Origin of the sequence: Bacillus sp. FSL R5-0712, from assembly GCF_038593285.1 — a bacterium.
Lineage (GTDB): Bacteria > Bacillota > Bacilli > Bacillales > Bacillaceae > Bacillus > Bacillus safensis.
This window is the reverse complement of record NZ_CP151981.1, coordinates 3,399,102-3,411,405: the sequence shown is the minus strand read 5'-3', so window position 1 is coordinate 3,411,405 and position 12,304 is coordinate 3,399,102. Positions and strand designations below refer to the sequence as shown.

General features: G+C 41.4%; 14 protein-coding genes. 7 read left to right on the top strand and 7 right to left on the bottom strand.

All coding sequences use genetic code 11. From position 1 onward, the window contains the following. Positions 1–60 precede the first annotated feature (60 nt). Genes NSU11_RS17585 through NSU11_RS17575 form a run of 3 tightly spaced genes read right to left on the bottom strand, consistent with a single transcriptional unit; the run spans position 61 to position 2,377 of the window. Positions 61–801 (bottom strand): amino acid ABC transporter ATP-binding protein, encoded by a 741-nt coding sequence (locus tag NSU11_RS17585; protein WP_342493697.1) that lies wholly within the window; start codon positions 799–801, stop codon positions 61–63. A 10-nt stretch (positions 802–811) separates the two neighbouring features. Next, positions 812–1,489, bottom strand: coding sequence for an amino acid ABC transporter permease (locus NSU11_RS17580; protein WP_080652918.1), 678 nt, complete (start codon positions 1,487–1,489; stop codon positions 812–814). Between the two features lie 42 nt (positions 1,490–1,531). Continuing rightward, on the bottom strand, positions 1,532–2,377 hold the full coding sequence (locus tag NSU11_RS17575; RefSeq protein ID WP_226015415.1) for a transporter substrate-binding domain-containing protein: 846 nt from the start codon (positions 2,375–2,377) through the stop codon (positions 1,532–1,534). A gap of 199 nt (positions 2,378–2,576) precedes the next feature. Between NSU11_RS17575 and NSU11_RS17570 the strand changes: the two genes are divergently transcribed. Beyond that, positions 2,577–3,965 carry an MFS transporter gene (locus NSU11_RS17570; RefSeq protein ID WP_025093910.1) on the top strand — a complete coding sequence of 463 codons (1,389 nt, stop codon included), beginning with the start codon at positions 2,577–2,579 and terminating at the stop codon, positions 3,963–3,965. 38 nt (positions 3,966–4,003) lie between these two features. Here NSU11_RS17570 and NSU11_RS17565 read toward each other — a convergent pair whose 3' ends face one another. The 3 genes from NSU11_RS17565 to NSU11_RS17555 all read right to left on the bottom strand — a co-directional run bounded on the left by NSU11_RS17565 (position 4,004) and on the right by NSU11_RS17555 (position 6,334). After that, entirely contained in the window at positions 4,004–4,603 is a 600-nt protein-coding gene (locus NSU11_RS17565) for an undecaprenyl-diphosphatase (RefSeq protein WP_024423699.1), read from the bottom strand. A gap of 114 nt (positions 4,604–4,717) precedes the next feature. Further along, entirely contained in the window at positions 4,718–5,905 is a 1,188-nt protein-coding gene (locus NSU11_RS17560) for an MFS transporter (protein WP_024423698.1), read from the bottom strand. Positions 5,906–5,920: 15 nt separating this feature from the next. Then, positions 5,921–6,334, bottom strand: coding sequence for a MarR family transcriptional regulator (locus NSU11_RS17555; RefSeq protein WP_024423697.1), 414 nt, complete (start codon positions 6,332–6,334; stop codon positions 5,921–5,923). A gap of 347 nt (positions 6,335–6,681) precedes the next feature. On the opposite strand from NSU11_RS17555, the gene spoIIID reads away from it, so the two are divergent. From spoIIID to NSU11_RS17535, 4 genes are all read left to right on the top strand, one after another. Then, positions 6,682–6,960 carry a sporulation transcriptional regulator SpoIIID gene (spoIIID, locus tag NSU11_RS17550; RefSeq protein ID WP_008343327.1) on the top strand — a complete coding sequence of 93 codons (279 nt, stop codon included), beginning with the start codon at positions 6,682–6,684 and terminating at the stop codon, positions 6,958–6,960. A 184-nt stretch (positions 6,961–7,144) separates the two neighbouring features. Continuing rightward, positions 7,145–8,146 (top strand): cell shape-determining protein Mbl, encoded by a 1,002-nt coding sequence (gene mbl, locus NSU11_RS17545; protein WP_007497573.1) that lies wholly within the window; start codon positions 7,145–7,147, stop codon positions 8,144–8,146. 124 nt (positions 8,147–8,270) lie between these two features. Then, positions 8,271–9,110 carry a flagellar hook-basal body protein gene (locus tag NSU11_RS17540; RefSeq protein WP_024423696.1) on the top strand — a complete coding sequence of 280 codons (840 nt, stop codon included), beginning with the start codon at positions 8,271–8,273 and terminating at the stop codon, positions 9,108–9,110. 30 nt (positions 9,111–9,140) lie between these two features. Continuing rightward, complete coding sequence (locus tag NSU11_RS17535; RefSeq protein ID WP_024423695.1) at positions 9,141–9,959, top strand: flagellar hook-basal body protein; 819 nt, start codon at positions 9,141–9,143, stop codon at positions 9,957–9,959. A 14-nt stretch (positions 9,960–9,973) separates the two neighbouring features. On the opposite strand, the gene NSU11_RS17530 is transcribed toward NSU11_RS17535, so the two are convergent. After that, a complete protein-coding gene (locus NSU11_RS17530) occupies positions 9,974–11,029 on the bottom strand; it encodes a tetratricopeptide repeat protein (protein WP_024423694.1) in 1,056 nt (351 codons plus the stop codon). 219 nt (positions 11,030–11,248) lie between these two features. Between NSU11_RS17530 and fabZ the strand changes: the two genes are divergently transcribed. Beyond that, complete coding sequence (gene fabZ, locus NSU11_RS17525; protein WP_012011512.1) at positions 11,249–11,683, top strand: 3-hydroxyacyl-ACP dehydratase FabZ; 435 nt, start codon at positions 11,249–11,251, stop codon at positions 11,681–11,683. Positions 11,684–11,810: 127 nt separating this feature from the next. Next, positions 11,811–12,206: a large conductance mechanosensitive channel protein MscL gene (gene mscL / locus NSU11_RS17520; RefSeq protein WP_024423693.1), complete on the top strand. Its 396-nt coding sequence runs from the start codon at positions 11,811–11,813 to the stop codon at positions 12,204–12,206. Positions 12,207–12,304: the final 98 nt, after the last annotated feature.

The following is a 12,304-nucleotide window of genomic DNA, read 5'->3' as shown; positions in this document are numbered from 1 at the left end:
AAAGTTCGTAAAAAATGAGCAAAAACGTAAGTTAAGCACTAAAAATGAAGGGCGTTTGACCTATAAAATGGAGCTGAGAAACAGTTTTGTACGTTCCTCCCTAGGAGAGTCAAACAATTCCGAAGGGACGCCTTTTTCGACGATGCGGCCTTCGTGCATGTAGACGACACGATCGGCAACTTCTTTCGCAAAGCCCATTTCATGTGTGACAATGACCATGGTCATGCCTTCTTTTGCGAGGCTTTTCATCGTTTGCAGCACTTCGCCTACAAGCTCTGGATCAAGGGCAGATGTAGGTTCGTCAAATAACATGACATCAGGCTTCATGGCGAGAGATCTGGCTATGGCTACACGCTGTTTTTGGCCGCCTGATAGTTTAGAAGGATATACGTTGGCTTTATCCGCAAGTCCGACTTTTTCTAGCAAGGCGCTGGCTTCAGCGCTGGCTTGTGCTTTCTTTGTTTTTTTCACCATAACAGGCGCTTCGATGATATTTTCAAGAACAGTTTTGTGCGGAAAAAGATTAAAATGCTGAAACACCATTCCTATTTTTTGTCTCATTTCGTTTAATTGATCGCGCTTTGGATGAACAGGACTGCCATCAATGATAATATCTCCATCATTTTTTATTTCTAAAAAGTTCATACAGCGGAGCAAGGTGCTTTTTCCAGAACCGCTTGCGCCAATTAAGACGACCACATCATTTTCATAAACAGTGAGATCGATATCTTTTAAAACATGAAGCTCTCCAAAGTATTTATTGAGTTTTTCAACACGAATGATTTCCTTTGATTCTGTCATGCTTCTCCTCCTATTGGTCACTGGCTGATAGTTTCTTCTCAAAGGTTTGGACAGCGAATGTTAACAGCAGGACAAGAACTAAGTAATAGACGGCGACAACAAGTAAATACGTCATATTATCAAAACTGTTGGAGCCTTGCGTGGTGGCGACGTTAAATAGTTCATTGACACTGATAAAGGCGGCGAGTGATGAATCTTTTAAGCCGATAATGAACTGGTTGCCAAGAGGGGGGAGGGCACGCCGCATCGCTTGCGGGAGAATGATGCGCCTCATTGTTAAAAAACGACCCATGCCAAGAGAGCGTCCTGCCTCTTTTTGCCCCTGATCGATGGATTGGATAGCACCTCTAAATATTTCGGCTATATAGGCCCCATTATGAAAGGCGAGCGCAATGGAAGCAGCCCAGAAGTCGGGTATATTCAATTCTGTGAGGCCGAAGTATAGGATGAAAATTTGAACAATCAGTGGTGTTCCGCGTACAAGAAAGATATAGGCATTGGCGATATAACCGAAAACGGCTATGCGGGATATTTTCAATAAAGCAAAGAAAAGCCCGATGAACATACCGATGAAGATGCTGATCACCGTCAGCTGTAAGGTGATCAGCATTCCTTCTAAGAAAATACCTCTAGAATCAATCAGCGTCTGAAAAAAGTGTGATAGGGTAGGCAAAACAATCATCTCCATTTGAAGAAAGTGCGCCTATAAAAAGGGCGCACAATCGTGGTTTTAATCTTGTTTGACCGTGATGTCTTCATCAAAGTACTTTTCGCTAATTTGTTTTAATGTTCCGTCTTTTTTTAGTGCGTCAATCGCATCGTTGATCTCTTTTATGAGCTGTTCATTTTCTTTTGATACAGCAATTGCCTGCTCACTTTGTCCGAGTCTTTCTTGCGCTGTGATGTTCAATTTTTTCTTCATCGCTTCTGCACCTGTGGCGAAATCTGTTACGACTGCATCGTGTTTTCCGTTGGCCAGTGCTTCTAAGGCGACGACATCACTATCATAATATTTTGGTTCTTGCCCGCTATGTTCCTTAGCAATATCAGCGTAGGACGATCCTTTGGATACAGCAATTTCTTTGTCTTTTAAGTCATTAGCATGCTGAATGTCTGACCCGGGTCTTGTGAAAATTTGCGGTCCAGAGTAGTAATAGGGCTTAGAAAAAAGGACGTGTTTTTTTCGTTCCTCATTGATGGTATGACTTGCAACTGCCGCATCAAATTTACCTGCTTTCACGCCTTCGACGATGCCTGCGAATTTATATTTTTTCTGTATAGGTTCGAGACCTAGTTTGTCACTAATCGCATTGCCTACATCGATATCAAAGCCGGACATCTGATTTCCATCCATGTAACTAAACGGATGAAATTCACCTGATGCTGCAAAAATAAATTTTCCATCCTCCAAAATTGGCGACCCTTTCGCTGTAGAATTACGTTTATCTCCGTTCCCATTTGTTTCATTTGAACCACACGAAGACAGAAGTAATACTGCAACCGAGAAAAGGGCTGGGACCCAAAACCGTCTTTTTTTAATAATAAGCTTCTCCTCCTTTTCAGCCGTTCTCCATATAAGGAGAAAGTAGGCTTTTCAATATGTGTAGCATCTTACCATTTGTTCCTCATATTCTCAATTTTATATGTGTTATTCCAACAATCGTCCTTTTTAGAATGTATGTCTTGCTTTTCTAAGAGAGAACTTGAATTGATTAGGGTAAAAAAGGGAAATGAATCTCATAATAACGAAAGGGTTGCAAAAAGGAGGTCAGTGTATGAACAAGTGGAGAGACAATCGAAAAGTTTTTTTAACCGCTATTGCCTTTGGAACGATGTTGAATCCGCTGAATTCATCAATGATTTCTTTGGCCTTGCATCAAATTCAGCATGAATTCGGTTTGTCTTTTACGACCGTATCTTGGCTTATTTCTTCTTTTTATTTAGCCAGTGCAGTAACGCAGCCAGTGAGCGGCCGGATTGGGGATCATGTGATGAGCCGGAGAACCTTATTTTTATTCGGTCTCGTTCTTGTCGCAGTCTCAGCCATTTGCGCGCCGTTTGCCCCAACGTTTGCGGTGCTGATTGTGATCCGTTTGTTGCAGGCGATTGGAAGCAGTGCCATTTATCCTTCTGGGGTTGGACTTATTCGGGATCATATTCAAGAAAAACAGGCTTCGGCGTTAGCGGTATTATCCATTTTTGCTTCAGCGATGACGGCGCTTGGACCGACGCTTGGCGGATTTCTGATGACCATTGGCGGCTGGCCGGCTATCTTTTTAGTGAATCTGCCGTTTATTTTGATCAGTTTCTTTCTTGGTCTATTGTTGTTTCCGAAGGAGCAGAAAAAGAGAAAGCTGCGCATAGGCGAAACTGTGCGAACACTCGATTTGCCAGGGATGCTTCTTTTTACCGTCTGCATTGTTCTCCTGCTTTCATTTTTATTATCACTGGGTGATGGCATTCAATATGTTCAAGGCATTCTTTGTCTCCTGAGTGCAGGCGCTTTTATCTGGTGGGAGTATCAGGTGGATGAACCGTTTATTCAAATACGGATGTTCAGAGAAGAGCAGCGGCTGTCACTTGTGTATGTGCAATTTATCATTTTAAATATCTTTTTCTATTGTCTCTTTTTTGGTTTGCCGAGTTATTTTCAGGATGAGTTAGGCTGGCGTGTGGAGATGACGGGTCTTTTTATGCTGTGTATGTCAGGGGTGAGCATTATTGTGTCGCCGCTGACAGGAAAGTGGGTGGATCGCGGGGATGAACGCCATCCAGTTTTAGCGAGTGCTGTATTGATGCTGGCTGGAGCGTCTGCTATGACTTTCTTTTTTATTCCTGCGCCATTATGGGGAAAAGGATTGGTTCTGGCGCTGCTTGGGCTCAGTTATGGGATTGGGAATGTTGCGCTTCAAGCTGCGATGCTCAAGGAAAGTCCTCAGCAAATGATTGGCACGTCCTCTGGACTTTTTCAAACATGCCGCTACCTTGGTTCTATTCTATCGTCTGCTGTGCTTGGTATGCTGTTTGGGGATGAAATTGCTGGTGCTCATTTTGCGCAATTAGGCTGGACGTTGATCATCATTTCTCTTATTGGCATTGGCGTCAGTCTTTATTTTTCAAATATGGTTAGAGGGAGACAGCCAATAAAAAAAGCGGCGCGATAAGTGAGAGAAGAATCTTCATCACGTTATCGCAAGGCCGCTTAAGAGTTGGACAGGTCTGAGCCCTGATCCTTTGTCTTCCTTCTGAAAATTTTCCCTACAATTGTCTCGTAAAATGTCACGATGCGATCAATTGGAGAGTCAAAGAACTTCCATAATTTATTCATGATAAAGACAACCACAATCGATACGACCAAGCTGCCTAAAACATCAAATGGATAATGATGACCGACCCAGATGCGGGAGAATCCTGTAAGTAATCCAAAGACGAGCAATATGTTGCCGAGCTTTTTATTACGGGATCGAATGGCTAGTGAAAGAGCCAATGCACCTGTTGTATGGTCACTTGGGAAGGAAGCGTCTGCTGAATGCGGGATGAGTGTGTCGACTTTATGCGCCACAAACGGCCGCTCTTCATAATGAAACAATGTAATGGCAAAGTTGACGATAAGTGCTGCAATGCCTGTTACACCGGAAAAGAAGACATGCTTCTTAAATTTGTGATTCCCTAAAAACCAGCAAATCAATAAGACAAGGGCGTACACAAGAATGGCCTTTTTCGTAATAAAGATCATGGCCTGATCTAAAAACTCAGAATGGTGAGCCATCCCGTGTATGACTTTAAACAATTCGTAATTCAAAACATCACCTATACTTTCGCTTAATGCTAACTATTTTTCAACAAAGCTTGTATGCTCTATTTGGAATATCCTATATATTAGCATGTTTCCGGCGAAGTTTAAAATAGTACCCTTTTATTCTGAAAGGGAGACCTTTTGTGCTTTTGATTCTTGGGGTTTTCGTTCGCTCCAATAAAAAACGCCCATACTCAGTAAGACTACAATACCCGCAATGAGGTACACATTTGAAAAGTCTGTGAAGCTGACAAGAAGTCCAAAGACAAATGAGCCAGCCGCAATGCCTGTATCATACAGAGTAAAGAAAGTAGCCGTCGCATATCCCGTACGGTGAGCTGGTGAGTGCTGAATTGCAAGTGTTTGTAAACATGGCACGAGCGAACCGTAGCCAAGTCCAATCACAGCGCCTGATAGAAGAAGCATTGTGGCTGAATGTGTCGCTGTCAGCATCCATAAACCAATGGCAAAAAGGGCAATCGAAGGATAGATCACAACGTGAGCTCCAACCCGGTCAAAAAGTCTGCCTGTAAATGGACGTGATCCAAGCATTGCAGCCGCAAACACAATAAAGAAATAACTGCTTGCACCCATCAAATGGAGTGAATTGGCATAAACTGAAATAAATGAAATAATCGGCGAATAACAGAAGGAAATAATAATGCCGACGGCCGCTGTTTTTAATGCGCCTTTTTCAAACAGGTGAGAAAACGTGAATCGGAAGACGATGCTTCCACCGTTTTCAGGCTCTGGCTGTCTAATCAGCATCGTAAAAGCAGCTCCGATCGTCACGATAATGGAAAAGAGAAGAAATAAGGAATGAAATCCTATTTTTCCTACTTGATTCAGTGCGATAAACGGACCGATGACAACAGCGAGGTTCATGGACATCACAAAGTATCCGAGTCCTTCCCCGCGTTTATGTTTCGGGATCATATCAGCCGCAATGGCACTGGCAACTGTCGTCAAAATACTAAAAAAGATCCCTTGTACGAAACGCAGCACAAGGAGCGTTTGGAATTGATCAATCGGAATGTATAAATAAGTGAGTAAGGCAAAGGCTGTAGAAGAGAAAATCGCCATCCGTTTTTTGCCGAATTTTTCAATAATGGCGCCAGAAAACGGTCTTGTCACAATAGCAGATAATAAGAAGACCGTCACAAGGAGACCGCCCTGTGATTCTGTTCCATTTAGTTCATCCATTGTGTAAATGGGCAGTAATGTCAAAAGGGCATAAAAAGAGGTGAACGTAAATAAATTCACCAGGACAATCATGATAAAGTCTTTTGTCCATATGCGTTCGTTCATGATGTATGTCACTTCCTATTCAGTAGATAATTTGTGTAAAAGTGTATGGAGGAGTTGTTTTTCTTCGTAGGTAAAATCTGAAAGACATTCTTCTTCAAATTGTTCCATCGTGCGTTTGATTTCTTCAAATCGGGCTTTTGCATCATCTGTCATCACGATCAGATTCTCACGTTTGTCTTTGCCTTGTACACGTTTCACCCAGCCGTTTGCTTCTAAGCGGGTGACGGTTCTGGTAATGGTCGGTGCTTCGACGTTTAAATATGTCCAGATGTCTTTTTGGGTTTTTGGGCCGAATGTATCCAAACAAAAAAGCACAGTCCACTGGGACATGTACAAGTCATAAGCAGCAAGCGCTTCGTTCGCCTTTTTAGACAGCAGCCGCGCGCCTTGATGTATTTGATGTAAACACTCTCTATTTAACGTATCCATATGCTCACCTTTTTTAAATATTTAGCTAGGTAAATAAATTCACCTTTTCTATTTTACGTGCTGAATCCTTTCTTGTAAAGTAGAAATTTTCGCGCCCCGAAATGATTTTTTGTTTTGCCTTTTCTGATAAATCCCTTGTCCCATCTTCATTTTTAGCATATTCCCTATTCAATGCTAATACACTGTTACAAACCTGACAAAGAGAGTGTTTGAGGTGAGGGATCGTGTTTGGCATTTACTACCTAATGGATGAGAAATTACGACGAACAAGCGCCGCTGAAAATGGATAATCTTCATACGGATCTCATTTCACACTTCTCACATCCATTTTAGGGAGGTCGAGTGGTGTGCACGATTACATCAAAGAGCGAACAATCAAGATAGGAAAGTATATCGTGGAGACAAAGAAAACCGTTCGTGTTATTGCGAAAGAATTTGGAGTCTCTAAAAGTACTGTACACAAGGATCTAACAGAAAGACTGCCAGAAATTAATCCAGATCTGGCTAATGAAGTAAAGGAGATACTGGATTATCATAAATCAATCCGCCACTTGCGAGGAGGAGAAGCCACCAAGTTAAAGTATAAAAAAGAAGAAATTTTAGAAGGCGAACCTGTGAAACAGTAAGCTTAGTTCTTTGTTCATAAACATAATATATATATCTTCCTCATATCGGTAGTTTCTAACCACAAATTTTGTAAAGACTTTTGTAAAGAAATATCTTTTTTTCTGCAAATTATGATAGAATATATAATTAGGGCAGAATGTGGTATTTGCTATGGAAACAGATTTTCAAGGAGGATATATATAGATGTTTGCTAGGGATATTGGAATTGATCTTGGTACTGCCAATGTACTGATTCATGTCAAAGGAAAAGGAATTGTGTTAAATGAACCATCTGTGGTAGCTCTTGACAAAAACAGCGGGAAAGTTTTGGCTGTTGGAGAAGAGGCTAGACGTATGGTTGGACGTACACCTGGGAATATTGTTGCGATTCGTCCATTAAAAGACGGCGTAATCGCTGATTTTGAAGTAACTGAAGCGATGCTCAAGCATTTTATTAACAAATTAAATGTGAAAGGGCTGTTCTCTAAGCCGCGTATGCTCATCTGCTGCCCGACAAATATTACATCTGTTGAGCAGAAGGCGATCAAAGAAGCTGCTGAAAAAAGCGGTGGTAAGCATGTATTTCTTGAAGAAGAGCCAAAAGTAGCAGCGATTGGTGCTGGTATGGATATTTTTCAGCCAAGTGGAAACATGGTCGTAGATATTGGAGGCGGAACGACAGATATCGCTGTCATCTCAATGGGTGACATTGTAACCGCCTCTTCTATTAAAATGGCTGGAGACAAATTTGATCTGGAAATTCTAAACTACATTAAAAAAGAGTACAAGCTGTTGATCGGTGAGCGCACGGCTGAGGATATTAAGATCCAAGTTGCAACGGTATTCCCAGACGCACGTCACGAAGAGATTTCGATTCGTGGACGAGACATGGTGACAGGATTACCAAGAACGATTACCGTCACAAGCAAAGAAGTAGAAGAAGCATTGCGTGAATCCGTATCTGCGATTGTTCAGGCTGCGAAGCAAGTTCTTGAGAGAACACCGCCTGAATTATCAGCTGATATTATCGATCGCGGCGTCATCATTACAGGTGGCGGAGCTCTTCTAAACGGGCTTGATCAATTGCTTGCAGAAGAGCTGAAAGTACCAGTTTTCGTTGCTGAAAATCCAATGGACTGTGTAGCAGTTGGTACGGGCGTGATGCTTGATAATATGGACAAGCTGCCAAAGCGTAAACTCAGCTAATGATTTCCCTCATTCTTTTTAGAAAGAATGGGGGATTTTTATTAAAGAACCCTGCTAATCAGCCGATATATTTCATAGAAGATTGTGTTTAGGTCATGTGAAAGAATTTGAATGAGGTGAGCACGTGTTAAAAGGACTATACACCGCAACATCTGCCATGATCGCTCAAGAGCGGCGGACAGAAATGCTTTCAAATAATATCGCAAATGCGAATACCCCAGGCTATAAAGCGGATGAAGGGGCAATGCGTGCATTTCCAGAAATGCTGCTGAGCCGAATGGAATCAGGACGTTTCCAAACATCTTCAGGCAAAGGCTTTAGTGTTCCACTGCAATCGCCGATTGGTGGAATCAATACTGGGACATATATGCAGGAATTAATCCCTCAATTTACACAGGGAACTTTAAAAACAACAGATCAAACAACAGATGTAGCACTAGTTGAAAATAATGTGCCGACCAATCCGGAGACCAATCAGAAATCAGCGCTATTTTATGCGGTCAACACACCAGAAGGCGTTCGTTATACGAAAAGCAGCTCTATTACATTGAACGCACAAAAGCAGCTGACGATTAATGGACGCGCTCTTCTTTCCGTGACGGGTCAGCCGATTACGGTTCAGAGTGAGAACTTCAAAGTGAATGCAGATGGTACTGTGTCTGAAAATGGCCAAAATCTTGGTCAAATCGATGTGCGTGTTGCGATGGATACAAGAAACCTAGCGCGTGAAGGAAATGATTTATACCGTACAGCTGATAACCAGCCCCTGCCAAGTGCAGTCAATAACGGTCAAATATCCTATACGTTAAGCCAAGGCGTATCGGAGCTGTCGAACGTGGATGTGACGAAATCATATACAGATATGACAACGGCTTACCGAGCATTTGAAACAAACCAAAAAGTGGTTCAGGCGTATGATAAAAGCTTAGAAAAAGCAGTGAATGAAATTGGCAGAGTGTACTAATCAAGAAATGAAAAAGAAAGGAGGAAAATTATGCTTAGAACGATGATAAATGCAGCTGTATCGATGAATGAAGTGCAAAAGCAGCTTGACATCATCAGCAACAACATCGCGAACAGTGAAACAACAGGATACCGTGCGAAAAACACCCGTTTCTCAGAGCTGATCAGACAGCAGTTTAATCAGGTAGATGAAAAAAATGAGCAGGTGGCAAACAGTCGTCTGACACCTGCTGGGTTAAGGCTTGGTACGGGGACAATGGTCAATGCGTCCATTAACTCGCTGCAAGGCTCGATTAAAGAAACAGGACGTGATCTTGATGTTGCATTCGGAGCGCCGTCGCAGTATTTACAGGTCAACGCCGGCGGTAATATCCGTTATACAAGAGATGGTTCACTTTACTTACAGCCGGGCAATAACCGTAACCAAGTGCAGCTTGTCACGAGCGAAGGCTATCCGATTCTTGATGAAAACGGAAATGCAATCGTCTTAAATGCGAATTTCCGTGATATTTCAATCGATAAAAATGGACGGCTTACGGCGATTTCAAGAGATAATCAACCGAATCAGCAAGTGAATCTAGGCGTTGTACAAGTCAATAATTCTTCAGCACTTGCCTCTGAAGGAGATAATTTGTTCTCAGTCGACGGAACCTATCAAGATGCATTAACAGCACTAAATGGAGCAAACCGAGAGGCGATTCAGCTCCAGCAAGGTGCACTGGAAACGTCAAATGTGGACATGTCGAAAGAATTAACAGACCTCATGACAACACAGCGTTCCTATCAGATGAACTCAAGAACGATCACGATGGGCGATCAAATGCTGGGATTAATTAATACAATTCGATAATCAGCAGGCTGGTATCAGCCTCTCATGATAAAAAAGGCGGCTCGCTCAAAGTCGCCCTTTTTTTTATAAAAATCTGAGACATCAGCAAGCAGATCCTCAAGATCAATCCAGGCTTCTTTTCGTTCAAGACATGTGACGAGTGTGGCGATCTGCTCATCTGCCTTTGGCGTTTGGCTGTAGAGAAGAGATAAGATTTGAAACTTCATTCTTAATATATCAAACTGGGAAGCAACGGCTTCTTTCAGTCCTTTTTGAATATATTTCATCCCTTCATCGGTTAAATTTTCTTTAAAACAGGAACGCACAGTTTCGTATAGGCACGATACATAGGAGTGTGCTGACTTTCGGTATGCTGGAAGACGAAGCGCTTTTTTGAAGTATTCTAGCGCTTCCTTATGACGGTTTTGTCTTGACTGAATAAAGCCAGCATCATAATAAACGATACCGAGCAGCTCTTGATCATCAATCTTTTTCACATAATCAATAATTTCAATGAAAATATCTTCTGCTTCCTTATATTTTTTTTGGTCGCTATAGTTAAGAGCGAGCACAATTTTACACCGATAGATGCTATGGATATCTCCGTGCTTTGCAAAAATATCCATGGCTTTTTGAACATGACGAATCGATAACAACGAGTAACGGTTGTTATAATAAACACCGCTTGTACGGAAATGGAACTCTGCTTCCTCCAGCTCATCGTCAAGTAATGGCAGTCGTTCCTCTGCCTTTTCGAGATAATGAATCGCATCATTTTGATCACTTTTTAAAGATTCATATAATCCGAGAAAGAAATAAAAATAATATTGCAGTTCTTCGTTCATATCATCTTTGTGAGGCAGCAGTTCATGTTTGAGTTTTTCTAAGTCCTCTGTCTGATTCATCCAGAGCTGATGACGGAAAAGCATCAGCTGATAATGGAAATAGAGTTCCTGTTTTTTTGATAATTTGCGTTTATATTTTAGCAGTGTTTTTTTGATTTCTTCAGCCTTCGAAAAATGTCGATGCTTTAGCATTGTATACCAGGAATGGAGAAGTTTTTTTATGGATTTATCGCTCATAAAATTCATTTTTACCCTCTTATTCAATCAATGTTGTAATATATATTACCATATTTGTGAAAAAACAATGAGTGTAGTGTGGATTATATTTGATGACAATTGGTAATGGTATATTCTATTTTTTACCATATGCATAAGGCGAATATTGAAAAATGCCAGCATTCATAATATACTTCTATAGGAATCAAATGAAGATCAGCGATATAGAAAAGAAGGAGAGATCAAGATATGCTTGATGCTCAGCAAATTCAAGACATTATTCCACACCGTTATCCATTCTTATTGGTCGACCGTATTTTAGAGGTTGAGGGAGAAAAAAGAGCGGTTGGAATTAAAAATGTTACAGTGAATGAAGAATTTTTTAATGGCCATTTCCCTGGTTATCCAGTCATGCCTGGTGTGCTTATAGTAGAAGCACTCGCACAGGTTTTTGGTGTGATTATGTTAGGCAAGGAAGAAAACAAAGGAAAGATTGGTTTGTTTGCAGGGATTGACGGATGCCGCTTCAAAAGACAGGTCAAGCCTGGTGACCAACTTCGTTTAGAGGTTGAAGTGACGCGCCTCCGCGGGCCGGTTGCAAAAGGAAAAGCAGTAGCGACAGTAGATGGCGAAGTTGCATGTGAAGCAGAACTGACATTTTCTATCGGTCCTAAAGTATCATGATTTTCCTGGCGGTTCATTAAGCATGAATCGCTTTTTTATTTAGAAACGTTCAGTTAGAACGGATAAGGACTTGCAATTTTGACAAAAAAACGTCATATTAGACAAAAAAAGATGAAGGTGATAAAGGATGCTGAAAGAATTTAGAGAGTTTGCCGTCAAGGGCAATGTCATTGACTTGGCTGTAGGTGTCATCATTGGGGGAGCATTTGGCAAAATTGTCACTTCTCTTGTGAATGATTTAATCATGCCGCTTGTCGGTATTATTATTGGAGGACATGATTTTAGCGGTTTATCCATTAAAATCGGAGCTGCTCAAATTTTATATGGGAACTTTATTCAAACAGTGGTTGATTTCTTAATTATCTCGTTTTCCATTTTTATCTTTATTCGTTATTTGAATAAGTTAAAACGGAAAAAGGTTGAGGAAGAAGAGGTTGTGGAAACGCCGGATCAAACGGAAGTTCTGCTAACTGAAATTAGAGATTTATTGAAAAATCAAAGCCAGTCTAAAGATGTGCAATAGAAAAAGAGCGGCTGATCCCGCTCTCAGCGTGTAGACAAACCCTTGCATTCGGTGTCAGGTCTGCGCTCCGGTACTCACGAATGTTAAATTCGCTCCGT